This is a genomic window from Bradyrhizobium sp. USDA 4449 (genome assembly GCF_054056275.1).
The window spans coordinates 2,433,373-2,457,012 of record NZ_JBSRYD010000001.1; the positions used below are offsets into that span (position 1 = coordinate 2,433,373).

At 64.3% G+C, this 23,640-nt stretch carries 22 protein-coding genes and 1 pseudogene; 12 read left to right on the top strand and 11 right to left on the bottom strand.

Going from position 1 to position 23,640, the window contains the following annotated elements; translation table 11 throughout:
- Nucleotides 1-98 precede the first annotated feature (98 nt).
- From ACVIIW_RS11530 to ACVIIW_RS11550, 5 genes are all read right to left on the bottom strand, one after another.
- Nucleotides 99-1,412, bottom strand: a complete 1,314-nt coding sequence (locus ACVIIW_RS11530) for an ABC transporter ATP-binding protein (protein ID WP_456700854.1) — start codon at nucleotides 1,410-1,412, stop codon at nucleotides 99-101.
- Between the two features lie 13 nt (nucleotides 1,413-1,425).
- Entirely contained in the window at nucleotides 1,426-3,159 is a 1,734-nt protein-coding gene (locus ACVIIW_RS11535; RefSeq protein ID WP_456700855.1) for an ABC transporter permease, read from the bottom strand.
- A 29-nt stretch (nucleotides 3,160-3,188) separates the two neighbouring features.
- Complete coding sequence (locus ACVIIW_RS11540; RefSeq protein WP_456700856.1) at nucleotides 3,189-5,144, bottom strand: carbohydrate porin; 1,956 nt, start codon at nucleotides 5,142-5,144, stop codon at nucleotides 3,189-3,191.
- Nucleotides 5,145-5,578: 434 nt separating this feature from the next.
- Complete coding sequence (locus ACVIIW_RS11545; protein WP_456700857.1) at nucleotides 5,579-5,842, bottom strand: hypothetical protein; 264 nt, start codon at nucleotides 5,840-5,842, stop codon at nucleotides 5,579-5,581.
- A 139-nt stretch (nucleotides 5,843-5,981) separates the two neighbouring features.
- A complete protein-coding gene (locus ACVIIW_RS11550) occupies nucleotides 5,982-6,788 on the bottom strand; it encodes a creatininase family protein (protein WP_456700858.1) in 807 nt (268 codons plus the stop codon).
- A 131-nt stretch (nucleotides 6,789-6,919) separates the two neighbouring features.
- Between ACVIIW_RS11550 and ACVIIW_RS11555 the strand changes: the two genes are divergently transcribed.
- The 8 genes from ACVIIW_RS11555 to ACVIIW_RS11590 all read left to right on the top strand — a co-directional run bounded on the left by ACVIIW_RS11555 (nucleotide 6,920) and on the right by ACVIIW_RS11590 (nucleotide 13,682).
- Nucleotides 6,920-7,942, top strand: a complete 1,023-nt coding sequence (locus ACVIIW_RS11555) for an ABC transporter substrate-binding protein (RefSeq protein WP_456700859.1) — start codon at nucleotides 6,920-6,922, stop codon at nucleotides 7,940-7,942.
- A gap of 11 nt (nucleotides 7,943-7,953) precedes the next feature.
- Entirely contained in the window at nucleotides 7,954-8,769 is an 816-nt protein-coding gene (locus ACVIIW_RS11560) for an ABC transporter ATP-binding protein (RefSeq protein ID WP_456700860.1), read from the top strand.
- Nucleotides 8,766-9,584, top strand: a complete 819-nt coding sequence (locus ACVIIW_RS11565) for an ABC transporter permease (RefSeq protein ID WP_456700861.1) — start codon at nucleotides 8,766-8,768, stop codon at nucleotides 9,582-9,584. The genes ACVIIW_RS11560 and ACVIIW_RS11565 overlap by 4 nt, the downstream gene beginning before the upstream one ends.
- A complete protein-coding gene (locus tag ACVIIW_RS11570) occupies nucleotides 9,584-10,573 on the top strand; it encodes a 2-hydroxyacid dehydrogenase (RefSeq protein WP_456700862.1) in 990 nt (329 codons plus the stop codon). The genes ACVIIW_RS11565 and ACVIIW_RS11570 overlap by 1 nt, the downstream gene beginning before the upstream one ends.
- Nucleotides 10,573-11,265 carry an AprI/Inh family metalloprotease inhibitor gene (locus tag ACVIIW_RS11575; protein WP_456700863.1) on the top strand — a complete coding sequence of 231 codons (693 nt, stop codon included), beginning with the start codon at nucleotides 10,573-10,575 and terminating at the stop codon, nucleotides 11,263-11,265. The genes ACVIIW_RS11570 and ACVIIW_RS11575 overlap by 1 nt, the downstream gene beginning before the upstream one ends.
- 163 nt (nucleotides 11,266-11,428) lie before the next feature.
- On the top strand, nucleotides 11,429-11,836 hold the full coding sequence (locus ACVIIW_RS11580; RefSeq protein WP_092233222.1) for a YciI family protein: 408 nt from the start codon (nucleotides 11,429-11,431) through the stop codon (nucleotides 11,834-11,836).
- Between the two features lie 31 nt (nucleotides 11,837-11,867).
- Nucleotides 11,868-13,148, top strand: coding sequence for an RNA polymerase sigma factor (locus tag ACVIIW_RS11585; RefSeq protein WP_456700864.1), 1,281 nt, complete (start codon nucleotides 11,868-11,870; stop codon nucleotides 13,146-13,148).
- Between the two features lie 228 nt (nucleotides 13,149-13,376).
- Nucleotides 13,377-13,682 (top strand): YMGG-like glycine zipper-containing protein, encoded by a 306-nt coding sequence (locus ACVIIW_RS11590; RefSeq protein WP_092233215.1) that lies wholly within the window; start codon nucleotides 13,377-13,379, stop codon nucleotides 13,680-13,682.
- A gap of 141 nt (nucleotides 13,683-13,823) precedes the next feature.
- Here the strand turns inward: ACVIIW_RS11590 and radC are convergent, their stop codons facing one another.
- A complete protein-coding gene (radC, locus tag ACVIIW_RS11595; protein WP_456700865.1) occupies nucleotides 13,824-14,537 on the bottom strand; it encodes a RadC family protein in 714 nt (237 codons plus the stop codon).
- Between the two features lie 297 nt (nucleotides 14,538-14,834).
- Here radC and ACVIIW_RS11600 point away from each other — a divergent pair, with 297 nt between their 5' ends.
- Together ACVIIW_RS11600 and ACVIIW_RS11605 are read left to right on the top strand one after the other, a co-directional pair.
- Nucleotides 14,835-15,275, top strand: coding sequence for an antibiotic biosynthesis monooxygenase family protein (locus ACVIIW_RS11600; RefSeq protein WP_456700866.1), 441 nt, complete (start codon nucleotides 14,835-14,837; stop codon nucleotides 15,273-15,275).
- Nucleotides 15,276-15,339: 64 nt separating this feature from the next.
- The gene (locus tag ACVIIW_RS11605) at nucleotides 15,340-16,257 is read left to right on the top strand and encodes a sigma-70 family RNA polymerase sigma factor (protein ID WP_456700867.1); all 918 of its coding nucleotides are present in this window, start codon (nucleotides 15,340-15,342) and stop codon (nucleotides 16,255-16,257) included.
- An 18-nt stretch (nucleotides 16,258-16,275) separates the two neighbouring features.
- On the opposite strand, the gene map is transcribed toward ACVIIW_RS11605, so the two are convergent.
- Complete coding sequence (gene map, locus ACVIIW_RS11610) at nucleotides 16,276-17,094, bottom strand: type I methionyl aminopeptidase (RefSeq protein ID WP_456700868.1); 819 nt, start codon at nucleotides 17,092-17,094, stop codon at nucleotides 16,276-16,278.
- A 171-nt stretch (nucleotides 17,095-17,265) separates the two neighbouring features.
- On the bottom strand, nucleotides 17,266-18,582 hold the full coding sequence (locus ACVIIW_RS11615) for a mechanosensitive ion channel family protein (RefSeq protein WP_456700869.1): 1,317 nt from the start codon (nucleotides 18,580-18,582) through the stop codon (nucleotides 17,266-17,268).
- 212 nt (nucleotides 18,583-18,794) lie between these two features.
- On the opposite strand from ACVIIW_RS11615, the gene ACVIIW_RS11620 reads away from it, so the two are divergent.
- Together ACVIIW_RS11620 and ACVIIW_RS11625 are read left to right on the top strand one after the other, a co-directional pair.
- Nucleotides 18,795-20,588, top strand: a complete 1,794-nt coding sequence (locus ACVIIW_RS11620; protein ID WP_456700870.1) for a potassium/proton antiporter — start codon at nucleotides 18,795-18,797, stop codon at nucleotides 20,586-20,588.
- Nucleotides 20,589-20,969: 381 nt separating this feature from the next.
- Nucleotides 20,970-21,231: pseudogene (locus ACVIIW_RS11625) on the top strand (PepSY domain-containing protein).
- Nucleotides 21,232-21,341: 110 nt separating this feature from the next.
- Here the strand turns inward: ACVIIW_RS11625 and modC are convergent.
- Genes modC through modA form a run of 3 tightly spaced genes read right to left on the bottom strand, consistent with a single transcriptional unit; the run spans nucleotide 21,342 to nucleotide 23,493 of the window.
- A complete protein-coding gene (modC, locus tag ACVIIW_RS11630; protein WP_456700871.1) occupies nucleotides 21,342-22,004 on the bottom strand; it encodes a molybdenum ABC transporter ATP-binding protein in 663 nt (220 codons plus the stop codon).
- A gap of 2 nt (nucleotides 22,005-22,006) precedes the next feature.
- Nucleotides 22,007-22,702 (bottom strand): molybdate ABC transporter permease subunit, encoded by a 696-nt coding sequence (gene modB, locus ACVIIW_RS11635; RefSeq protein WP_456700872.1) that lies wholly within the window; start codon nucleotides 22,700-22,702, stop codon nucleotides 22,007-22,009.
- A 5-nt stretch (nucleotides 22,703-22,707) separates the two neighbouring features.
- Nucleotides 22,708-23,493, bottom strand: coding sequence for a molybdate ABC transporter substrate-binding protein (gene modA / locus ACVIIW_RS11640; protein WP_456700873.1), 786 nt, complete (start codon nucleotides 23,491-23,493; stop codon nucleotides 22,708-22,710).
- Nucleotides 23,494-23,640 lie beyond the last annotated feature (147 nt).

Genomic DNA, 23,640 nt, shown 5'->3' on the forward strand with positions numbered 1-23,640 from the left:
CGCAGGGGAGAGGGGACATCCGGTCGACCGGGCCAAGCCCGTTATATATGAATCCGAAGCGCGCCTGCCCGGTTCCGACGAAATTGTCGCAGGTGGGCTCAGGAGCTTTCGCCGGGGTTTTCGAGGCTGAATGTCTCCGACTGCTCGTCATAGGCGAACAGCTCGGCATAGCGCCCCCACGACACCACCGTCTTCAGCGTCTCGTCGGCATAATCCTCCGACATGTAGTCTTCGAGCTCGTTGCGGAACCGGGCCGCGGGCGCGGTATGCGAGGGCCGTTCGTCGAGCACGCGACGGATCAATCCCATCACCGGCACATAGGTGACGAGATGCTCGGCGAACAGCGTCTTGCGCGCGTCGGTCTCGAGATGGGCGAAGCGCTTGCCCGCGTCGGTGAGCATCAAATCGCCTTCGCTGAGCTGGGCGAAGCGCAACAATTGCAGCGACTCGCCGAGATGAAGGATTTCGTCGGCCTCGAGCCGAAGCTGGCTCGCCAGCACCGGCAGGTCGGCATGTCCGTTGTAGGGCGCGCCCGCCAACGTCTCGATCAGGCCGGACAGGACGTTGGACGATACATGGTGCAGGGTCATGCCGACGCCGGTGCCGGGGATGCCTTCGATTGTCGGCGCCTTGGGTTCGGCGCGCTGGGTCATGCGGGCATAAATGCTGTCGACGAGCTGGCGGAAATGCGGATCAAGCCGCTTACGCGGATGCGCGAGCTCGACCTTGATCTCCACGGCGACACGTCCCGGGTTCGACGAAAACACCAGGATGCGGTCGCACATCAGGACCGCCTCCTCGATGTTGTGTGTCACCATGAGGATCGATTTGATCGGCAGGCGCCCTTCCACCCAGAGATCGATCAGGTCGGTACGCAGCGTTTCGGCGGTGAGCACGTCGAGCGCCGAGAATGGTTCGTCCATCAGGAGCAGATCCGGATGCACGACCAGCGCGCGGGCAAAGCCGACGCGCTGACGCATGCCGCCCGACAATTCCTTGGGAAAGGCCGACTCGAATCCGTCGAGGCCGATCAGGTCGATCGCCGCCAGCGCGCGCTTGCGCCGTTCGGCAGCATCGACGCCAAGCGCCTCCAGCCCAAGCTCGACGTTTTGCAGCACCGTCAGCCAGGGAAACAGCGCGAACGACTGGAACACCATGGCGACGCCGTTCGGCGGTCCCGCGATGACCTCGCCCCGGCAGGTCGCGTGTCCCGTGGACGGAGCGATCAGGCCGGCGATGATCCGCAGCAGCGTGGATTTGCCGGAGCCCGAGCGGCCGAGCAGGCCGACGATCTCGCCGGAGCGGATCGTCAGGTCGACCTTCTCCAGAACCAGCAGCTGCTCGCCGCTGCCCTTCGGAAAAGACCGGCAGACACCGCGGATGTCGATGAGCGCAGGGGGGTGATCGAGCATGATGAACTCCTCGTCAGCCGAGCCGCAGGCGGCGCTCGCCGAAGGCGTAGAGCGGTCGCCAGACCAGACGATTGAACAACGTCACCAGGATGCACATCGCGGCTATCCCGAGAACGACACGCGGGAAATCGCCCGCTTCAGTCGCAGATGCAATATAAGCGCCGAGCCCGCTGGCGTTCAGATGCGTGTCGCCCCAGCTGGCGACTTCGGCGACGATCGATGCGTTCCAGGACCCGCCGGAAGCGGTGATCGCGCCGGTGACGTAGTATGGGAAGATGCCTGGCAGGATCACCTTCAGCCACCAGCGCCATCCGCCGAGATGAAGGCTGCTCGCGGCCTCGCGCAGATCGCTCGGAAAAGCGCTGGCGCCGGCGATGACGTTGAACAGGATGTACCATTGCGTGCCCAGGATCATCAGTGGGCTCAGCCAGACGTTCGGGTTGAGCTTGAAGCTGACGATGGCAACGACGAAGACCGGAAAGGCAAGGTTGGCGGGAAACGCGGCGAGAAATTGTGCCAATGGTTGGATGCGCTCGGCCAGTTTCGGACGCAAGCCGATCCAGACGCCGATCGGCACCCAGATCAAGGTCGCAAGGCTGATCAGGACAACGACGCGCAGCAGGGTTATCAGCCCGTCGCGGATCACGACGAGCACGTCGCCGAGGCCAAGACTGGCCGAAAGATAGCGGTAGGTCAGCCACGCCGCGTAGGCTGTGCCGGCGAGGATGACGGCAAGCCAGAGCCCGTCGATCAGTCGAGACGGCTGGCTTTTGCTCTTCGTCGATCCCCCCGGTCTGGGCAGCGAGATGCGCAAATTCGAAACGAAGCGATTGATGGCGGAGAAGGGCAGCGTCACCGCACGCAGAGCGCGGGTCCGGCGAAACAGGTCCAGCATCCATGAGGTGGGTGGCTCGCCAGACGCGGTCTGCTCAAAGCGGAATTTGTCGGCCCAGGCGATGATGGGGCGGAACAGCAATTGATCATAGGCGATGATGACGAGCAGCATCGCCAGGATCGCGTAGAAGATCGCCGGCAAATCGCGCTGCTGGATCGCGAGCGCGACATAGGATCCGACGCCCGGCAGGGTCACGGTGGTATTGCCGACGGTGATCGCCTCCGATGCGACGACGAAGAACCAGCCGCCCGACATCGACATCATCGCATTCCAGATCAGTCCCGGCATCGCGAAGGGCACGTCAAGGCGCCAGAAGCGCTGCCACCCGGACAGATGAAAGCTCTGCGTGGCCTCTTCCAGGTCCTTCGGTACGTTGCGCATCGACTGGTACATGCTGAACGTCATGTTCCAGGCCTGGCTCGTGAAGATCGCGAACACCGAGGCCAGTTCAGCGCCGAGCACCTGGCTCGGAAATAGATTCATGAAGAAGACGACAGTGAAGGTCAGGAAGCCCAGGATCGGCACGGACTGGAGGATGTCCAGCACCGGGATCATCACCATCTCCGCGCGCCGGCTCTTGGCCGCGATCGCCGCGTAGATGAAGGTGAAGACCGTCGAGCAGACGATCGCAAGCAGCATGCGCAGCACCGTGCGCAGCGCGTAGAGCGGCAGGTTCGCCGGATCGAGCGAAACAGGCGTGCGCTCAAGCTCGGACAGCGGCGCGGTGGTCTGCTCGCCGCCATAGACGATCAGTACCATGGCGCCGATCACGAGGATCAGTGCGACCACATCCCAGATATTGGGGCGCAGCGCCCGGCCGAGCGCGGCCGTGCGGATATCTCTCGGCTTCATGGGCCCGCCTCTGGGCAACAATCCTGGGGCTAAAACTCGGCGTGGAGCCGGCCCGAGAAGATCGAGACCGGTCCGCGATCGGCGTTATAGGCCGGGTTTGTGATCAATTGATAGTCGGCGGTCATCGTCACGCCCTTGATCACCTGATAATTGTAGTAGGCCTCGAGGATGCGTTCGGGGCTGTAGTTGAGCCGGCCGTCGCCGATCAACAGACCGGTGCCGCCCGCCGCGAGGAAGTCGCGATGTGCGGATGACAGGCCGTTGATGGCACCGCCGATGCCGATCGTGTCGTCGGGACGTCCCCAGCTTCTGCCCTTGATCGACAAACCGCCCGACAGGCTGCGGTCGATGTCGGTGAAGGACAGGATCTGGTTCTGTCCGTCGTTCCAGCTCGCCCGCGCGAACAGTCCGACGTCCTTGACGATCTGCTGCTCGAGATTGACGTAGAATCCGTATTTGAGCCGGTCGCGCTGATCTGCGTTGGCAATCGCGTTGATATCGAGTCCCGGGTTCGCTGCCGCCAGATCGAGGACCTCGCGGTAGTTGGCGGTATTGCCGCTGTTGGCGAAGACGCCGACGCGCAATTTGCCGGGCTGCTCGAGGATCGTGTGACGCTCCTCGAATTCGACGACCGAGCCGCCGGTCTTGAACGTCAGCACGTCGCTGTTGGGCGCGGACGGCACCTGGAACAGGCCGGCGCGGATGGCCCAATCCTTGCGGTTGAGCTCGACCACCGCGCCGCGGGTATAGCCGGGCAGGTCGGCCGGGAAGTCGTAGGCTCCTGACGACCACATCGCCCAGTTCATGAAGTCGGCGCGCGGGTCTTTCGCATAAGAATTGCCGTCGAAGAAATCGCCGACGGCAAAGCGGCCGACGATCAAGGTGACGCGGTCGACATCGTGCTTGCCGGCAAGCTGGTTCGGCCCGTCCTCGACCGTTTCCTGCTCGCCGCCGAGCCCGAAGGTCTGCTTGAGGTAGTAGCGCTGCGCGCGGATCTTGGGGAATGCCGCGCCGGCCTTCTGCGCTTCGCCATTGGAGAAGCCGGCGAGGCCGAGCGTGCCGTTGAGACCAAAGCCCTGCGCGAGCTCGGGGTTGAAATAGAATTCGCCGCCGTCCCAGAGCCGCGCGCCAAGGAAGGCCGTGGTCGTCCAGGTCTCCTGGAATTGGCCGCCGCCCGGCAGGCTCTGCGGGCTCGCATAGGGCGAATGAATCGGCCCATAGCCTTGCGGCAGCACGGTCGTCTGCGCGTGGACGTTCCAGTCGTCGGATTCCGGAACTTTGGGCTTGCCGGCCGCCGGCATCCACGGCGTATCGCCGACCTGATAGTTCAGGCCGAGCTTGAACAGGTGAGTGCGCGGATCGACGTTGACGGTGCCGAGACCGAAGCCGCTGAGGTCGTAAGTTTTGCGCGAGAGGTCCACATATTCGTATTCCGCCTTGGCGGTCCAGTTGCCGCTGATGGCGTATTCGAGACCGAGGCCCGCAGTCCATCCGGCCTGGTAGTGACCGACCGGGAAGAGCGGCGAGACACCGTCGGTGTCGTTGACGTTGATGTGCGTGTGGCCCCAGGCAACGCCGCCGGTGACGTAGGGCATGAAGCGGTCGAAGGCATAGCCGACGCGGCCACGCACGGTGCCGACATAGTCCATCGTGGTGTTGAACGGCACCGGTGAACGCGCCAGTGCCGGACCATCCGTCGGGCTTGTGAACGTCGCATCCGCCTCGATGCCGAGCACCACGCGATTGGAAAGTTGCCTGTTGTAGCCCAGCTGGTAGCCGCCGCTGAATCCGGTCGCGCTATGAGGCAGCAGCGCGCCCTGCTCGGGCAGGGGATTGGAGCCGGGCCCGAAACTCGCGTCGCCGTAGGCGACATGACCGCCGACATAGAAGCCGGTCCAGTCGTAGACGGTTTTCGCGGCGCGCGCCTTCAACGGCAGGTCGGCGGCGTGGCTGGCAGTCGGCAAAGCGAGCACGCCCGAAGCCATCGCCGCCGCCGTCCGCAAAGACCTGTAACGGTGACCTCTCAACGTCAAAATCTGCGCCCCCAGTCGCGACCGTGCCCCAACCGCCCCGCCCGACATCCCTGCCAACTCGCGGCGATGCTGTCATCAGGGTCTTGGCCGTTTACGCGACCTGACGAGATGAGCTCGTGCCGGAGCGATTTCACCCCAGGATCGTGCCAAGTCCCTGCGCTTGTTGCGAACCTTATTGCTAATAATTCGCAATAGCAACTAATGCGCGATGTCGCGAAGGATGGTTCGCATCATTGTGTGACGGGACTGCAACAAATTCCCGGACGTCAAAAAAGGATGACCCCGCCCGGGGGGACAGCCGGGCGGGGTCGGGGCGCGACACGGGGTGGATGAGGCGCCCGTGTCGGACGCAGGATCCACGTCAGATCGGCCTCAAATACTCAGAGTCAGTAGCAAGTACGAACGCGGCCGACGTACTGGCCGAAGGCGTTGTACTGGGCGACCCAGCCGCAGCGGTGATAACCGTAGTAATAGGGTTCGTTGCTGGCGGCGATCGCGGTGCCGACAATGGCGGCGGTGGCGATGCCGGCGCCGACACCCCAGCCCCAGCCGAGCGGCTTGGCTTCGGCCTGCGACGTGGTGGCGGCGATGCTGCCGGTCACGGCGAGGGCAGCGAGCGCGAGTGCGGCAATTCTGGTCTTGATCGACATCTGAAACTCCATCCGGGTTGAAGGCGGTCCGTTGTGGTCCGCGTGCCCAGTTGGACGGAGCCTTGCCGTATCAGGTTCGAAGCCGCCTCAGGCGGTTCCGGACTTTGTCATTTGTCGAATGATTACAGCTGGATATGAGTTAGCCGAGAGGACCCTTGGCGAGCCTGGTCACGTCGAAGTTATCGACCTCGTCAAGCAGCTCGCAAAACGCGCGTGCGCCCTGGTCGAGGAGCTGTTCGCCTTTCTCGGCGACGGCCAGAGTCGCATTGCCGACGGCGCCGCTGGCGTTGAGATCCTGCGCCTGCCAGGCAAACGGCGCAGGCCGCTGCGTCGACAGCCAACGATATTGTTTTTCCATCGCGATGCTGCTCGCGGGAAAATCCGCGATCGCACGGGCGCGCACCTGGTCTGGATAGCGCGACAGCATGATCGAGGTCTCGACCGCGCCGCCGTGAATGCCGTGGCGCACTTCATCTGCCGGGAACAGTTTGTCCGCACCCGACAGCCGCGACCACGACGTCGTCACCACGAATAGTTTTCGATGCGCGCGAAGATCCTGCGCCACCAGCATCATCGCCGCGCTGTTGCCGCCATGGCTGGTGATGATGACGAGCTTTTTCACGCCGCGTCGAGCAACCTCCTCCCCGATCCCTGTCCATCGCTTCAGCGCCACCTCTGTCGGCAGCGTTTGCGTGCCCGGATAATCGATATGCTCGGTGGAGATGCCGACGGGTTCAACGGGCAGGAATGTCACGGGGGCAGTCGCAGGCAGCACCTCCCGCACGCGCGCAAGATAGGCCTCGGCAATCAGCACGTCGGTCTCAACAGGCAGATGCGGGCCATGCTGCTCGGTTGCCGCCAGCGGCAGCACCGCGATCCAACGCGAAATATCCGTGCGGCTGGCATCGGCCCAGCGGATCTCCGTCCAGTCGCGGGAAGGCGTCATCGAGGTTTCTTTGCCCGAATTTGTCACGTAGTTTGGGGTATCAGGGGACGCGGGCCCGGCCGGCCAGCGTCCCCTTGCGGTTCTATCGCGTTGCTTTCACATCGGCCAGACACGATCGACGGAGTGCATTCATGAGCCCCTCCCACCTGCGGCGAGCGTTAACGGCGGGCTTGCTGGCCACTGTCGTATCGGTCCTGCCGGCGCGCAGCGAGACCCTGGACAAGGTCAGCTTCGGCACCAATTGGGTCGCCGAGGCCGAGCATGGTGGTTTCTTCCAGGCGGTCGCCGATGGCACCTACAAGAAGTACGGGCTCGACGTCTCCATCGTTCCGGGCGGACCGAACGAGAACAACCGGATGCTGCTGATCGCCGGGAAGATCGATTTCTTCATGGCCGCGAACACGCTGATGTCGTTCGACGCGGTCGCCAACAACGTCCCCGTGGTGACGATCGCTGCGATGTTCCAGAAGGATCCGCAAGTGCTGCTGTCGCAGCCGGACGCGAAGGTCACCAGGATCCAGGACCTCAAGCCGCTGACGCTGTTCGTCTCCAAGGAGGGCATGAGCAGCTACTTCCAATGGCTGAAGTCCGAATACGGCTTCAGCGAGAAGAACGTCCGTCCCTACAATTTCAACCCGCAGCCCTTCATCGCCAATCCCAGGAGCGCGATGCAGGGCTATGTGACGTCAGAGCCGTTTGCGGTCGAGAAGGCCGCCGGCTTCAAACCGAACGTGATCCTGCTCGCCGATGCCGGCTTCAACACCTATTCGACCTTGATCGAGACCCGCCGCGACGTGGTCGAGAAGAAGCCTGATATGGTGCAGCGCTTCGTCGATGCCTCGATCGTCGGCTGGTACAATTACATCTACGGCGATAATTCCGCCGGCAACGCCATGATCAAGAAGCTCAACCCGGAGATGACCGACGATCTGCTCGCTTATTCCGTCGCCAAGATGAAGGAATACGGCATCGTCGATTCCGGCGACAGCCTGAACGCCGGCATCGGCGCGATGAGCGACGACCGCTACACCTCCTTCTTCAACAAGATGGTGAAGGCGGGCGTCGTCAAAGGCGATCTCGACTTCCGCAAGTCCTACACCCTGCGTTTCGTCAACAAGGGCGTCGGGGTCGAGCTGCGCCCCGCCAAGCCGTAACGCGAGCGTTGATGTCGTCACCCAAACCTTCGTCAGGCGTCGAGGCGAGCCTGACGGCGCTCGCCGTCAGCCTGCGCGGCGTGACGAAGGTCTATGACAACGGCGTCATGGCGCTCGGTCCGCTCGATCTCGCCGTGCGCAAGGGCGAGTTCATCTCGCTGCTCGGACCCTCCGGCTGCGGCAAGTCGACGGTGTTGAGGCTGATTGCGGGTCTCACTGCGCAGTCATCGGGCACGGTACGAATGTCGCGCCATGAAGGCCCGCCGCAGCCCGGCCATGGCATCGGCTTCGTGTTTCAGGAGCCGACCCTGATGCCCTGGACCAGCGTGCGCGAGAACGTCCGGCTGCCGCTTAGGCTTGGCGGCGTCTCGAATCCCGAAGGGCGGGCGCGGGCCGACGCTGCGCTGGCGAGCGTCGGGCTTGCCGATTTCGCCGACGCCGTCCCGCGTGAATTGTCCGGCGGCATGAAGATGCGGGTGTCGCTCGCGCGCGCGCTCGTCACCGATCCAGACATTCTTCTCATGGATGAGCCGTTCGCGGCGCTCGACGAGATCACGCGCTTCCGCCTCAACAATGATCTGCTCGCGTTGTGGCGCAGCCTTGGCAAGACCATCATCTTCGTCACCCATTCGGTGTTCGAATCCGTCTATCTCTCGCAGCGCGTCGTGGTCATGACGGCGCGGCCGGGCCGCATCCAGGCGGACATCCGCATCGAGACCGTCGAACCGCGCAGCGAGGAGTTTCGCACCTCGGCGGCCTATTCCGATTATTGCCGGAAAGTCTCGGCCGCGCTGGCGCCGTCGTATCAGGGACAGTCGATGCTATGAACGCGCAAGCCGCCATTCCCGCAAAGCCATCAGGCGGGCAAGCCGCGATGCGCTTCGTACTTCCGATCGCCGTATTCGCCGCCGGCGTCGCGGCCTGGGAGCTCGTGGTTCGCATCAGGGATATCCCGCCTTACGTCCTGCCGGCGCCGTCGCTCGTTTTCCTGACCTTGATCAAGGACTGGGCGGTGCTGTCGCAATCGCTCGCCGTCACGCTGTTGACGACGCTCGAAGGCTTCATCGCTGCGGGCATCGGCGGCGTTGCGCTGGCGTTGCTGTTCAACCAGTCGAAATGGGTCGAATATTCGTTGTTCCCCTATGCCGTCGTGCTCCAGGTGACACCCGTCATCGCGATCGCGCCGTTACTCCTGATTTATCTGGAGCAGCAGACGGCGGTTGTCGTTTGCGCCTTCATCGTCGCCTTCTTCCCGGTGCTGTCGAACACCACGCTCGGGTTGAATTCGGTCGACCGCAATCTCGCCGGCCTGTTCCGGCTTTACGGCGCCTCGCCGCCGCAAACGCTGCGCTTTCTGAAATTGCCGGCGGCGCTGCCCTATATCCTGGGCGGGCTGCGCATTGCCGGCGGGCTCTCGCTGATCGGCGCGGTGGTGGCCGAGATCGCCGCGGGAACTGCAGGTGCGGGCTCCGGCCTTGCCTACAGGATCGCCGAGTCGGGCTATCGATTGAACATACCCCGCATGTTCGCAGCGCTGCTTTTGTTGTCGTTGGCCGGGATTGTCATCTATGGGGTGCTGGCGCTAGTTTCCCACCTCGTTTTACGGCGCTGGCACGAGAGCGCGCTTGGAAAGGAAGCCTGATGTCTACCGGTTCGATTTCGTCCGACAAGATCGACCTTCTGATCTATGGGCCGGTGCGGCCGATCCTCGAGAACGGGTTTTCCGATCAGTTCGTCGTTCACAAGGCCGAGACACGCGGCGACCTGGAGCGGCTGACGCCGGCGATCCGCGACAGGATCCGCGGTGTCGCGGTGACCTATCACACCGTCCGCGCCGACAAGGATTCGCTGTCGCAGCTGCCCAAGATCGAGATGGTGGCAAGCTTCGGCGTCGGCTACGACCATATCGACGCCAAATACGCTGCCGAGCACAACATCATCGTCACCAACACGCCTGACGTGCTGACCGAGGAGGTCGCCGACGTCGCGATGGGCCTGCTGATCGCCACCGTGCGCGAATTCATCAAGGCCGACCGCTACGTGCGCTCGGGCCTCTGGCAGAGCCAGAACTATCCGCTCAGCGTCGGCTCGTTGCGCGACCGCAAGGTCGGCATCGTCGGCATGGGGCGGATCGGCCAGGCCATCGCGCGCCGGCTCGATGCCTCGCTGGTGCCGGTGGTCTATCATTCCCGCAATCCGTCCAAGGAGGTCTCCTACGAGCATTATCCTGATCTGATCGAGATGGCGAAGGCGGTCGACACGTTGATGGTGATCGTGCCTGGCGGCGCTGCTACGGAAAAGATGATCAATGCGGAAGTGCTGAAGGCGCTCGGCCCGCGCGGCGTGCTGGTCAACGTCGCGCGCGGCTCGGTGGTGGACGAACAGGCGCTGGTCCAGGCGCTGAAATCGGGTGCCATCCTCGCCGCCGGCCTCGACGTGTTCGCGGCCGAGCCCAACGTGCCTGATGAGCTCAAGACCATGCAGAACGTCGTGCTGCTGCCGCATATCGGCTCGGCCTCTGTGGTGACGCGCAATGCGATGGACCAGCTCGTGATCGACAACCTCAAGTCGTGGTTCTCCGGCAAGGCGCCGTTGACGCCGGTCGTCGAAACGCCGTTCAAGGGGCGCTGATGTCGGTTCTTCGGGTCATTGCATTCGCCGTCGTGGCCCCTTTGGCCTCGCTCTGCATCGCACATGCGCAGGATGCCAAGGCCCTGAAGAAGGAAATGATCGGGCAGTGGGAGCTTTCGACCACGGAGCGCAGCAAGACCTGCGTCGTCACGATCAAGGGCGATCCCGTGGCGCAGGGCTTCAAGTTGGAGCTGGAGCCGGCCTGCAAGACCGCGCTGCCCTTCACCAAGGACATCGTCGCCTGGAGCATCAAGGGCCTCGACATCGTCCGCTTGCAGGATGCATCGGGCGAATCCGTGATCGACTTCACCGAGGTCGAGGCCGGCATTTTCGAAGGCCTGCGGCAGGGCGAGGGCGTCTACATCCTGCAGGACCTCGCTGCCGCGCGCTCGATGGCCAAGTCGATGGACCAGATGATCGGCGACTGGGCGATGGTGCGCGGCAACGGCCAGCCGATCTGCGGGCTGACGCTGACCAACACGGAAGCCGATCAGGACAATTTCCAGGTCTTCCTCAAGCCGAAATGCGATGCGGCGATCGCCCAGTTCAACCCGACGCAATGGCGTCTCGAGCGCGGCCAGATCATCCTGATGTCGAAATCAGGCGAGGTCTGGCAGTTCGAGGCTGACGACAATGCGCAATGGCGCCGGGTTCCCGATACCGCCGATCCCCTGATCATGCTGCGCCAATAGGCGCCTCTCCGTTCCTTGCTGCCCAATTTTTCTTGCCGCCGATTTTTCTTGCTGCCAATTTTTCTTGCTGCCATGTCGATCCGGTCCCTGCCGGATCGTCATCTCTTGTAGCGAGCTGATCGCGGCCGAACCGGCCGCGTCTCGCCTGATCCAGGAGTTTTTCATGCGCTTCATGTACATCGTCACCTCCAGCCAGCCCATGAAAGGCCCGTCTCCGGCGCTGATGGAGGCCATGCAGAAAATATCCGAGCGGGAAATCAAGGCCGGCCGGATGATCGACAATGGCGGATTGATGCCGCTTGCGACCGGTGCCCGCGTGCGGATCGTCGACGGCGAGCTCAGCGTCATCGATGGTCCCTTCATCGAGGCCAAGGAAGTCGTCGGCGGCTATGCCATTTTCGAGCTGCGTGACAAGGCGGAGGCGCTCGCCATGGCCAAGGAATTCATGCAGTTGCACCTCGATCACATGCCGGGCTGGGACGGTACCTGCGAGCTACGGGCCTTCGCCACGCCGGGCGTCGATGGCGCCTGCGAGGTCGATTCGCGCGCAGGGGTAGCGGCGCACGCCTGATGCCCAGCAACGCGCGTCACGGTCGGCGGCGATGACGGCCGCCGACATCGATCAAACCGTCCGTGACACGATTCACGCAACCTGGCGCGTCGTGCAGCCGCGGCTGATCGCGACGCTGTCGCGGATGCTGCGCGACGTGCCGCTGGCGGAAGAGCTGACCCAGGATGCGCTGGTGGCGGCGCTGGAAGCGTGGCCCGGCAGCGGCGTGCCCGACAATCCCGGGGCATGGCTGATGACGACCGCGAGGCGCCGTGCGCTGGATCATTTGCGCCGCGGCAGGATGCTCGGCGAGAAGCACGACATGCTGGCGCGGGACATGTTGCAGGAGCAGGAGACGGTGCCGGATTTCGATGCCGCGCTCGACGACGACATCGGCGATGAATTGCTGCGGCTGGTCTTCACCGCATGTCATCCGATCCTGTCGCGAGAGGCGCGTTCGGCGCTGGCGCTGCGCATGATCTGCGGCTTGACCACGTCCGAGATCGCGCGCGCCTATCTCGTGCCTGAGGCCACCATCTCCCAGCGCATCGTCCGCGCCAAGCGCACGCTGTCGAATTCCGGCCTCGCCTATGAGACGCCGGGCGGCGAGGCTCTGTCAGAGCGTCTCGCCTCGGTGCTGGAGGTCGTCTATCTGATTTTCAACGAGGGCTATCTCGCGGCGCGCGGCGAGGAATGGCTGCGGCCGCGGCTTTGCGAGGAGGCGTTGCGCATGGGCCGTGTGCTCGCGGGCCTGGCGCCTGATGAGCCCGAGGTTCACGGCCTCCTCGCATTGATGGATCTGAATGCGGCACGGGCCCGCGCGCGCACCGATGCGAATGGTGATCCCGTTCTGCTGATGGACCAGGATCGCACGCTCTGGGACTGGTTGCAGATCCGCCGCGGCCTGCGTTCACTCGAACGTGCCGGCGAGCTCGGCGGCTCCAGGGGATTCTACGCGCTCCAGGCCGCGATCGCGGCATGTCACGCCAGGGCGGAGACCGCTGCAGCGACCAACTGGCAGCACATCGCGCAGCTTTACGACGAATTGGCGAAATTGGTGCGCTCACCGGTCATCGAGCTCAATCGGGCGGTGGCGATCGGCATGGCCGAGGGGCCGCAGGCCGGACTTGACGTGCTGGACGCGGTCGCCGGTGCGCCGGCGCTGGCGGCCTATCACCATCTGCCGGCGGTTCGCGGCGACCTTCTGCAGAAGCTCGGACGGATCGCAGAGGCGCGGCAGGCCTTCGAAGCCGCCGCGCATCTGGCGACCAATGGGCGCGAACGCGCGCTGATGCAGCGCCGTGCCGCGGCGCTCGACGCCCAGAATATCTAGAGTATGATCCGGAAAAGTGTGAAGCGGTTTTCCGAAAAGGTCACGCTCAAGTAAAGAGCCCCGATTGCGATCATTCCCGGAGTGCAGCCGAGTGCCGTCGGTTTGAGACGCAATCATCGGATGCTTGTCGCGACAGGCCCGCCTTGGGGCGCGCCGGGCCAAGACGATTGTTCTGGCCCGGGGGCGCTCGAAACGCTATGACTGCGCCGTCGGTCGGGAGGATTCGGAATGCTTCGACGCCTTGGAATTGCAGCGTGTTTCGCGGTCGCGATGGCCGTCCCGGTCCATGATGCCGTGGCGCAGGACGCCGTCGGCGGCGCCATCATCGGCGGCGTGGGCGGAGCGATTTTGGGTGGCGCGCTTGGCGGTGGCCGTGGCGCGGCCATTGGTGCGGTCGTCGGCGCCGGCACCGGGGCTGCGATCGCCTCCGAAGGCGAGCGGCGCCGCTCCGGCTATTATGCCTATCAGCGCGGCTGCTACATGCAGCGCCGGGACGGCCGTTACGTGCCGGTCGATCCGCGATACTGCTACTGAGCAGCCAACCGGCGCGGGCACGGCCCGCGCAGTCAGCTTCGTCCAGCCGGGACCTCCGGCATGATCTGGCGCAGCGGCTCCGGCGAGGTCGATGAAGCGACCATGACGCGCCATCTGGGTCGCGCCATCTGATTTGAGGTTTCAGATCAGCCGCATCCCCTTCAAACTCGCATGCCCGCTCCTGCCCACGATGATGTGGTCGTGCACGGCAATCCCCAGCGGCCTGGCGATGTCGATGATCGCCTTGGTCATCTGGATGTCGGCTTGCGAGGGCGAGGGATCGCCGCTGGGATGGTTGTGCACCAGGATCAGTGCGGTCGCCGAGAGCTCCAGCGCGCGCTTGATCACCTCGCGCGGATAGACCGGGGTGTGGTCGACGGTGCCGGTCTGCTGCACCTCATCGGCGATCAGCTGGTTGCGCTTGTCGAGGAAGAGCAGGCGAAACTGCTCCTTGTCGGCGAAGGCCATGCTGCTGCGGCAATAGGCGATCACCTCGTTCCAGGACGACAGCGCGTTGCGGCCGTTGACCTCGCCCTTGGCGACGCGGTGCGCGGCGGCAGCGATCAGCTTGAGCTGGTTGATCGCGGCTTCGCCGACGCCATCGACCTCGCGCAAGCGAGCCACCGGCGCATGCACGACCTCGGCGAACGAGCCGAACACCTTGATCAGCAGCTTCGCCAACGGCTTGGTGTCGCGCCGCGGCAGCGCCGGAAACAGTGCCATCTCCAGCAGCTCGTAGTCGCTGAGCGCATCCGCGCCCGCGCTGTAGAAGCGCTCGCGCAGCCGTTCGCGATGGCCGAGATAATGCGGCGTATTTTCGGGCGTGCTGTCGTCGGCGTCGGGCTTGGCAGGCATCGTCCGCCAGCATCGCTGTGGATTCCGGCTTTTGCAACCGCCAATTGCGACGGGGCCGGCAACCCCGTTTTACCCCGGAACCGGCGAGGCCAGCGAAGCTCACCGTCGTCGCCTTCACCCATACCGGGCTGGAGGGCGGTTTCGACACCATCCCGAACGAAATTCGCGGTGCGTCCATGGGCAAAGCGGCCGAACGAAAAAAATCCGCGCCGACCGTTTCCTTTTCACCGCCTCGTTCGTCTCTGCGCTGTGGGCCTCGACGAGCGGCCGGCAGGGTTTTCGCAAAGGAGAATATTGATGTCAGAGATCAAAGCCACGCCATCGCGTCGTGCGGTCGTTGCCACCGGGCTCGGTGCCGGCGCACTGTTCGCCGCTCAAATCGACCCGTCCTTTGGCCACAACAGGAGTTCGAACATGGAAGCCACCATTCGCACCGGAAGCGACGTCACGACCCTCGTCAACGTCTTCACGGTCGAGCCCGATAACCAGCAGAAGCTGGTCCTGCTCCTGAAGGAGGGCACCGAGGCCTTCTTCAGCAGGCAGCCCGGCTTCATCTCGTCCAGCGTCCACGCCGGCAAGGAGGGTGGCCGCGCCATCAACTACTCGCAATGGCGCAGCGCTGCGGATATCGAGAATTTCCGCAAGGATCCGAAATTCGCGCCCTACGTCCAACGTCTTGCCGCGATCGCCAAAGCCGAGACGATCCTGTGCGAGGTCGTCGAGGTCAATCATGCCTGACCTTCGGCGTGTGGCACCCCGATCCGGATTGACGTATCACGCTGACAGATGACGGGGGATTTGCTTGGCAGACGATGCGACGAGCAATGGAATGGGGGCGGTCCGCCAGACCGCCCAGCAGGCTCTCGAGCGTCTTGCGGTGGAGATGCGGCCGCAACTGCATCGCTATTGCGCGCGCATGACGGGCTCGGTCATCGACGGCGAGGATGTGCTCCAGGAGGCGCTGCTCAAAGCCTTCGAGGCGGCGCCGCGAATCGGAACGGTCGATAATCCGGAAGGCTGGCTTTTTCGCATCGCCCACAACGCGGCGCTGGATTTCCTGCGCCGGCGCGCCCGCTACAACGCGGTCCACACCGATGAAGATCTGGACATGATCCCCGCTCCGACCAGCGTCGTGACCGAACGTGAGATCGTGGCCGCAAGCCTCGGGACGTTCATGCGCCTGCCCGTGGCGCAGCGGGGCGCCGTGATCCTGCGCGACGTGCTGGGCTATTCCGTCGACGAGGTCTGCGCCATCATGGGCAGCAGCGTCCCGGCCACCAAGGGCGCGCTGCAACGCGGCCGTACCCGGCTTCGCGAACTCGCGGCTGAAACCGACGACATCAGGCCTCCCGAGCTGGAAGCCGCTGAACGCGTCCGCCTGATGCATTATGTCGAGCGCTTCAACGCGCGCGATTTCGATGCCTTGCGCGACATGCTGGCCGACGACGTATGCCTGGAGATGGTCAACCGGACCCGTCGAACCGGCCGCCGCGACGTCAGCGAATATTTCCATCGCTATGAGCAGACCAGCCCCTGGCGCTTCGTGCCCGGCTTTGTCGACCGCCGCCCCGCCATCATCGCGTTCGACCCGCAGGATCCGTCAGGTCCGCCGCGCTACTTCGTCCTGCTCGACTGGGACAACGGCAGCATCGTCAACATCAGGGATTTTCTGTTCGCGCATTACGCGATCGAAGGCGCGGAGCTGTTCACGCTGGAATGACGCCGGGGCGGCGGGCCATCACCCGATCTGCCTCTCGCCGTGCCGCTCCGACAGCGTGAAGATCTCGACGCCCGTCGAGGTCACGCCGACGGAGTGCTCGAACTGCGCCGACAGGGAGCGGTCGCGGGTCACCGCGGTCCAGCCGTCGGACAGGATCTTCACATGCGGCTTGCCGAGGTTGATCATCGGCTCGATGGTGAAGAACATGCCGGGCTTGAGCTGCACGCCTTCGCCGGGCCGGCCGATATGGATGATGTTGGGCTCGTCGTGGAACATGCGCCCCAGGCCATGGCCGCAGAAATCGCGCACCACGCTCATGCCCTGCGGCTCGACGAAGCTCTGGATGGCGTGGCCGATGTCGCCGGTGGTGGCGCCGGGCTTCACCGCGGCGATGCCGCGCATCATCGCCTCATAGGTCACCTCGATCAGCCGCTCGGCCTTGCGCGCGATCGGGCCGACCGCATACATCCGGCTGGAATCGCCGTACCAGCCATCGACGATGAAGGTGACGTCGATGTTGACGATATCGCCCTCCTTCAACGGACGGTCGCCGGGCATGCCGTGGCAGACCACGTGATTGAGCGACGTGCAGGTCGAGTAGCGGTAGCCGCGATACATCAGCGTCGCCGGATAGGCGCCATGGCTGAAGGCGAACTCGCGGACGAACTGGTCGATGCGATCGGTCGGCACGCCCGGGCCGACGATGTCAGTGAGCTCGTCGAGACACTTTGCCACCAAAGCACCCGCCTTGCGCATGCCGGCAAAGGCGTTCGGCCCATGCAGCTTGATCTGTCCGGTCTTGCGCAGGGAGGTATCGGTGGCTTCGACGTAGCTCATGCGTGTCTTGTCTTCTGGGGGCGGCGGAAGGGCTTGAATTCAGGCCCCAATTTAATGATTGCGGGCTCTCGTGCAAGCAGCCATGGCGTTTTCGAGCGAAGTGGCTGCCGGTTCGCGTGAAGAAAACGCGTCAAAACAAGAATCCTGCCCGTCATGCGTCCGAAAGCGGTCTCAATTCGGGACTTCTACGGTGGTTTCGACCGGCAGCGCGCCGCCGCGGACCCGGATTTCGCGGACAGGATAGGGAACCCGGATGCCCTCACGCTTGAAGGCGTCCCACAGCGCCAGCATCACGTCGCTCTTGACGTTGTCCATGCCGTCGGGGTCTGCGAGCCAGAGCGTCAGCGAGAACTTCATGCCGGCTTCGGCGAACTCGGTCAGGATGCAGTTCGGCGGCTTGGCCTTCTGCGCACGTGGATGGGCCGCCGCAGTATCGATGGCTAGCCTGCAGACCAGCCGGGGATCGGCGTCATAGTTGGTGCCGAAGGTGATCTTCACCAGCGTGTTCTTGTCGGTATAGGTCCAGTTGACGACCTTCTGCGTCACCAGGTCCTCGTTCGGGATCAGGAATTCGCGGCCGTCGCCGGCGGCGACGGAAATGTAGCGCGTCTTCATCGCGCTGATGCGGCCGGTGTTGTCGCCGATGGTGACGAGATCGCCCGGCTTCACCGATTTGTCGGCGAGCAGGATGATGCCGGAGATGAAGTTGGCGACGATCTTCTGCAGGCCGATACCGATACCGACGCCGACTGCACCGGAGAATACCGCAAGCGCCGAGAGGTCGATTCCGACCGCGCCGAGCGCGATCACGATCGCGACGGCAAGAAGCCCGATGCGGATGATCTTGATCAGCAGCACCTGCACCGACGGCGTCAGATCGGCCGCCGAGTTGATCTTGCTCTCGGCGAAATTGCTGGCGATGTTGGTGAGCCAGAGCGCGATGATCAGCAGCGCGCCGGCCTTGATCACCAGCAGCGGCGTCAGCCGCAGACCGCCGAGCACGATGGCATAGGAGTCGAGCAGCTCGACCGTGGCGTCGAGCTGGCCGAGGATGGACAGCGCGGCGAAGAACCAAGCGGCAACCGACACCAGCTTGACGATGAAGGCATTGCGCAGCACCGAGGTCACGAGCCGGATCGCGAGCCATGCCAGACCCAGCTTGGCGGCGACCATCAGGAGATAGCTACGGCTCGGCCAGGTCGCGTGATACATCACGATGCGGGAGACGATCACGAGCAGGGTGAACACGGCTGTCGAGGCGCTGGCGGCCATCACGTGGACGAAGCGGCGAAGCGGCAGCGGCCAGCGCATGGCGAGCGAGGTCAGGTCGACGCGGCTGTGCGCCGTGGCTTCCGCCGCATAGGCGATCCCCGCCGCCGCCAGAATGAGCCCGAACTGCAGGTAGAACCAGGGCGAGGAGATTTCCGCCCCGACGCTGCGCGCCGTCGTCTGCACGAACTCCATGAGGTCTTTGAGGTCCATGTCCATCTGATGGTCTCTGGGAAGCGGTCGGGCGGGTTTGATTCGGAAGTGCCGCAGAATCCCACAAAGGCCGCGACCGGGCCACCGATACACCGTGAAGTGAAGCGCGTTAAGGCCGTAAAATACGGGCAGATTGCCGCGCGCCGGAGAAAATGGGTTGGCGCGCCCGTGTGGCGACGATAAGGATGCAAGTCCAGCGATTTGTACCCGGAAGGTGGATGGCCTCCCTCGACTCCTTCAGCATCGCCATTTTGCTCGGCGCCGTCCTCGTCATGGCCGGTATCCTGTCGAGCCTGCTCGCGCTGCGCTTCGGTGCGCCGTTGCTGCTCGTCTTCCTTGCCATCGGCATGCTCGCCGGCGATGCCGGCCCCGGCCGGCTCCAGTTCAACGATGTCGGCACCACCTATCTGGTCGGCTCGGTGGCGCTGGCCCTGATCCTGTTCGACGGCGGGCTGAAGACGCGCTTTGCCAGCATTCGCACCGTACTCGCGCCTTCGATGGTGCTCGCGACCGTCGGCGTGTTGCTGACCGCGTTGATCACGGCACCGTTCGCGAAATTCGCGCTCGATCTCAACTGGGCGGAGTCGCTGCTGGTCGGCGCTGTCGTCGCCTCGACCGACGCGGCCGCGGTGTTCCTGCTGGTGCACACCCAGGGCCTGCGCCTGCGCCCGCGCGTCGGCGCGACCCTGGAAGCGGAATCCGGCACCAACGATCCGTTCGCGATCTTCCTCACGCTCATGCTGGTCGAGTACATCTCGCTGGGCTCGAGCACACCAGGCCATGTGGTGATGGAGTTCCTCCAGGAAGCGGTGCTCGGCGCCGTCGTCGGCGTGATCGGTGGACGTCTCGTCGTCATCGGCCTCAACAAGGTCGCGCTGCCACAGGGCCTGCACGCGCCTTTCGTCACCACGGCTGCGCTCGTGATCTTCGGCGGCTCGCAGATCATGCATGCCTCCGGATTTCTTGCGGTGTATCTCGCCGGCATCATCATCGGCAACCGGCCGACGCGCGCGCATAATTCGGTGGTGGCGTTTCTCGACGCCGCGACCTGGCTTGCGCAGATCGTGATGTTCGTGCTGCTGGGCCTGCTGGTGTCACCGAGCCGGCTCGGCTCCAGCGTGCTGCCGGCGGTTGCCGTCTCGCTGGTGCTGATGCTGGTGGCGCGGCCGATCGCGGTGTTCGTCTGTCTGGCGCCGTTCCGCTTCAACTGGCGCGAAAAGATCTTCATCGCCTGGACCGGCCTGCGCGGCGCGGTCGCGATCTTCCTGGCGTCGATCCCGATGCTGGTCGGCCTGTCGAAAGCCTATCTCTATTTCGACGTCGCCTTCGTCGTCGTGATCATCTCGCTGCTGCTGCAAGGCTGGACCTTGGCACCGGCCGCGCGAAAACTGCACGTGGCGCTGCCGCGCGCCGAGCGTGGGCCGCGTCGCGTCGAACTGGATCTGCCCGGGCAGCTCGAGCAGCAGCTGGTCGGCTATCCGGTGCGGCCGAAGAGCCTCTATTTCCGCCGCGGGCTGATCCCGTCCTGGTCCAAGCCGACGCTGGTGATCCGCAAGGAAAGCATCTTGACGCCTGTCGAAGCCGAGCCGATCGCGCCCGGCGACTACATCTATTTGCTGGCGCCGCCGGAAAAGGCCGAGGCGCTCGATCGTTTCTTCGTCGACATGCAGCCGAGCACCGCGCCCGATCCGCACCTGCTCGGCGACTTCATGGTATCGGGCGAGCACACGCTCGCCGAGCTCGCCGGGATCTACGGCGTGAAGGTCAGCGACGATGAAGGCACGCTCACGCTGGCCGATTATTTCGACGTCCATCTCGACCGCGCGCCGAAGGAAGGCGCCGAGCTTGCGCTGGATGAGATCGTGCTGGTCGCGCGCAGCATCTCCGGCGGCCGCGTCAACGTCGTCGGCCTGCGTCTGCCGGAAGAGGACGAAACGCCCGCGCCGCTGACCCGCAGCAAGGCGCTGCGACGCAAGCTCGCGGAGCTGTGGACCTCGGTGGCGGGGGTCTGACGGTGCCGTTGTCCTGACCAAATCCAGGACCACCGTCCGCAGTTTGGCAGGCGCAGCTAGCCCAGAACTGGTCATTGCGGGGAGCCCAGCGACAAAATTGCGTAGCAATTTTGCGCGGATGCGACGAAGCAATCCAGAATGTTTCCGGGAAGGGACTCTGGATTGCTCCGCCGCGCTCGCAATGACGCTGTTTGCTGACGCGCCATGTCCCAACAACGGCGTCGTGACTCGCGGGAACGGTATGTCGCCCGCCAGACAACCGCCACCAAATCGCCGCATCAGCCGAAGATTTGCGCGGCTTCGTGATCCCGGTTCCGGAACGCTCCGCGGCGTTGTCAGTTCTTAGCCGCGTAACGGTCAACGCATCTACAGGAGCAACCCATGCGTAAATTCATCTTGCCCGCCATCGTGGCAATCGGCTTGGGAGCGGCCGCACCGGCGATGGCCTATGACACGGGCGATCAGATCTCGATGCAGGCCGCGCTCGATGTCGCAACCGATATCGGCGTGATGACCATTTCGCACACCCGAGTTCGCGGGCGATGAATGGCAGATCGAGGGCCGCGACCGCACCGGCCGCTGGATGGAGGTCGATGTCGATGCTCGAACCGGCGACGTGCGCAACGTCGATCGCGGCTGGTAGCCATAGCTCGTCATTGCGAGGATGCTCGCACAAAATTGCGCAGCAATTTTGCGCTGATGCAAGAAATCCGGAATCTTTGCGCCGGACCCCTCGCAATGACGGGAAAGGCCTCACGTCAGCACCTTCACCCCGCCGAACGATGTCACGCGTCCCTGCCTCAGCATCACGATCTGCGTCGCGAGCTGGCGCAGTTCGGCGACATCGTGGCTGACATAGACCATGGGGACATTGGCCTCGTCGCGCAAGCGAACCAGGTATGGCAATATCTCGAGCTTGCGGGCTTCATCGAGCGCGCCGAGCGGCTCGTCGAGCAGCAGCAAGCGCGGCTTCGACAACAGCGCGCGGCCGAGCGCGACGCGCTGGCGTTCGCCCCCCGACAGCTTTCCGGGGCGACGGTCGAGCAGCGTGCCGATATCGAGCAGCTCGATCACGCGCGCGTGCTGCGCCCGATCGGGCGCGAGCCGGTTCATCCGCCGGCCGTAATCGAGATTCTGCGCGACGTCGAGATGCGGAAACAGCCGCGCATCCTGGAACACGTAACCGATGCGGCGGCGCCAGGTCGGCACATGAATGCCCGACATGGAGTCGTCGAGCGTCTCGCCGTCGATGACGATGGTGCCGCGGTCGGGCCGCAGCAGCCCTGCGATCATGTTGATCAGCGAGCTCTTGCCGGCGCCGGAGGCACCGAACAGGCCGGTGACGCGGCCTTCGCTCGAGAAAGACGCCGAGAGCGAAAACTCGCCAAGCTGTTTTTCGACATCGACGCGCAGCATGGTCAATTTCCGTGCAGGCGCGCCGTGGCGCGGCGAGCGAACCATTCGGCGGCGATGAGCGCACCGAGTGCGAGCACAACGGAGACGATCACGAGCCGCCCCGCGGCGGCGTCGCCATCAGGTGTCTGGATCAACGAATAGATCGCGGACGAGATCGTCTGGGTCTCGCCGGGGATGTTGGAGACGAAGGTGATGGTGGCGCCGAACTCGCCGATCGCCTTGGCAAAGCCCAGCACCATGCCGGCGAGCACGCCCGGCAGCGCCAGCGGCAACGTCACCGTGAAGAACACCTTGGAAGGCGCGGCGCCAAGCGTCTCGGCGGCCTGCTCCAGCCTGCGGTCGATCGCCTCGATCGACAGCCGCATCGGCCGCACCAGCAGCGGAAACGACATCACGCCGCAGGCGAGCGCCGCGCCGGTCCAGCGGAAGGCGAAGACGATGCCGAGATGATCGGCGAGAAAGCCACCGACGAGGCCGCGGCGGCCGAAGGTGAGAAGCAGCAGATAGCCCGTGACGACGGGCGGCAGCACCAGAGGCAGATGCACGACGGCATCCAACACCGACTTGCCCCAAAAATCCCTTCGGGCAAGCAGCCACGCCAGCGCAATGCCGAACGGCGTTGCCACCAGCGTCGCGATGATTGCGACCCTGAGCGAGAGCAGGATCGCCGTCCATTCGGCGGGAGAGATGTCGAGCACGAAAATCAGGTGGTCGGGCTGATCAAAAATTTGAAGCCGTACTTTTCCAGAATGGCCTTCGCTGTCGAGGTGCGCAGGAAGGCGAGATAATCGCTGGTCTCGCGCTTCGCCGTCGTGGTCGCCGCGACGGGATAGATGATCGCGGGATGCGAATCCGCCGGGAAGGTGCCGACGATCTTCACGCCGGGCTCGACCTTGGCATCGGTGGAATAGACGATGCCGAGATTGGCTTCGCCGCGCGCGACCAGGGTCAGAGCGGCACGCACGCTCTCGGCCATGGCGAATTTCGGCTCGGCGGCCTGCCAGGCGCCGAGCTTGTCGAGTGCCGCCTTGGCATATTTCCCAACCGGGACCGACTTCACGTCGCCGGTGGCGATCTTGCCGTCGCCGGCAAGCTTGGCGAGGTCGAAGCCTTGCGCGATCGTGACGTTGTCGATCCCGGAATCCTTCGGCGCGATCAGCACGATGCTGTTGCCGAGCAGGTTGACTCTGGAAGGTGCGTCGATGGTCTTCCTGGAAACCGCGTAGTCCATCCAGTCGGTGTCGGCGGAGACGAACACGTCGGCCGGTGCGCCCTGCTCTATCTGTTTTGCCAGAACCGAGCTCGCGGCATAGCTCGCCGTGATCTTGACGCCTGTTTTGGCGGTGTAGGCGGCATCGACCTCGTCGAGTGCGTTCTTCATGGACGCCGCGGCGAAAACCGTGATGGTCCTGTCCTCGGCGCCGGCCGGCGAGAGGGTCGTGCCTGCGAGCATCACGAAGGCAGTGAACAGTCCGGCGAGTCGATACATGGATGGCGCTCCGTGCGAGGGCCGCGCGCGCAAATGTACGCGCAAATCTGGCGTTGGGTGAGTTCAGGTCGCGATGACGGAAGCGCCGTTCCGGGTCTCCCCGCAACGGCTTACGGCCGGCGGAGATATCGCAGCTGCGAAGATAGC

Excerpts from the sequence above, each read along its gene's own strand:
- ACVIIW_RS11535 (WP_456700855.1), bottom strand. The coding sequence starts at position 3,159 with ATGAAGCCGAGAGATATCCGCACGGCCGCGCTCGGCCGGGCGCTGCGC.
- radC (WP_456700865.1), bottom strand. The coding sequence starts at position 14,537 with ATGCCTGCCAAGCCCGACGCCGACGACAGCACGCCCGAAAATACGCCG.
- ACVIIW_RS11550 (WP_456700858.1), bottom strand. The coding sequence starts at position 6,788 with ATGACGCCTTCCCGCGACTGGACGGAGATCCGCTGGGCCGATGCCAGC.
- ACVIIW_RS11540 (WP_456700856.1), bottom strand. The coding sequence starts at position 5,144 with ATGGCTTCGGGCGTGCTCGCTTTGCCGACTGCCAGCCACGCCGCCGAC.
- ACVIIW_RS11580 (WP_092233222.1), top strand. The coding sequence starts at position 11,429 with ATGCGCTTCATGTACATCGTCACCTCCAGCCAGCCCATGAAAGGCCCG.
- ACVIIW_RS11615 (WP_456700869.1), bottom strand. The coding sequence starts at position 18,582 with ATGGACATGGACCTCAAAGACCTCATGGAGTTCGTGCAGACGACGGCG.
- ACVIIW_RS11620 (WP_456700870.1), top strand. The coding sequence starts at position 18,795 with ATGGCCTCCCTCGACTCCTTCAGCATCGCCATTTTGCTCGGCGCCGTC.
- ACVIIW_RS11565 (WP_456700861.1), top strand. The coding sequence starts at position 8,766 with ATGAACGCGCAAGCCGCCATTCCCGCAAAGCCATCAGGCGGGCAAGCC.
- ACVIIW_RS11570 (WP_456700862.1), top strand. The coding sequence starts at position 9,584 with ATGTCTACCGGTTCGATTTCGTCCGACAAGATCGACCTTCTGATCTAT.
- ACVIIW_RS11600 (WP_456700866.1), top strand. The coding sequence starts at position 14,835 with ATGTCAGAGATCAAAGCCACGCCATCGCGTCGTGCGGTCGTTGCCACC.
- ACVIIW_RS11590 (WP_092233215.1), top strand. The coding sequence starts at position 13,377 with ATGCTTCGACGCCTTGGAATTGCAGCGTGTTTCGCGGTCGCGATGGCC.
- modC (WP_456700871.1), bottom strand. The coding sequence starts at position 22,004 with ATGCTGCGCGTCGATGTCGAAAAACAGCTTGGCGAGTTTTCGCTCTCG.
- map (WP_456700868.1), bottom strand. The coding sequence starts at position 17,094 with ATGAGCTACGTCGAAGCCACCGATACCTCCCTGCGCAAGACCGGACAG.
- ACVIIW_RS11530 (WP_456700854.1), bottom strand. The coding sequence starts at position 1,412 with ATGCTCGATCACCCCCCTGCGCTCATCGACATCCGCGGTGTCTGCCGG.
- ACVIIW_RS11575 (WP_456700863.1), top strand. The coding sequence starts at position 10,573 with ATGTCGGTTCTTCGGGTCATTGCATTCGCCGTCGTGGCCCCTTTGGCC.
- ACVIIW_RS11555 (WP_456700859.1), top strand. The coding sequence starts at position 6,920 with ATGAGCCCCTCCCACCTGCGGCGAGCGTTAACGGCGGGCTTGCTGGCC.
- modA (WP_456700873.1), bottom strand. The coding sequence starts at position 23,493 with ATGTATCGACTCGCCGGACTGTTCACTGCCTTCGTGATGCTCGCAGGC.
- ACVIIW_RS11545 (WP_456700857.1), bottom strand. The coding sequence starts at position 5,842 with ATGTCGATCAAGACCAGAATTGCCGCACTCGCGCTCGCTGCCCTCGCC.
- ACVIIW_RS11585 (WP_456700864.1), top strand. The coding sequence starts at position 11,868 with ATGACGGCCGCCGACATCGATCAAACCGTCCGTGACACGATTCACGCA.
- ACVIIW_RS11560 (WP_456700860.1), top strand. The coding sequence starts at position 7,954 with ATGTCGTCACCCAAACCTTCGTCAGGCGTCGAGGCGAGCCTGACGGCG.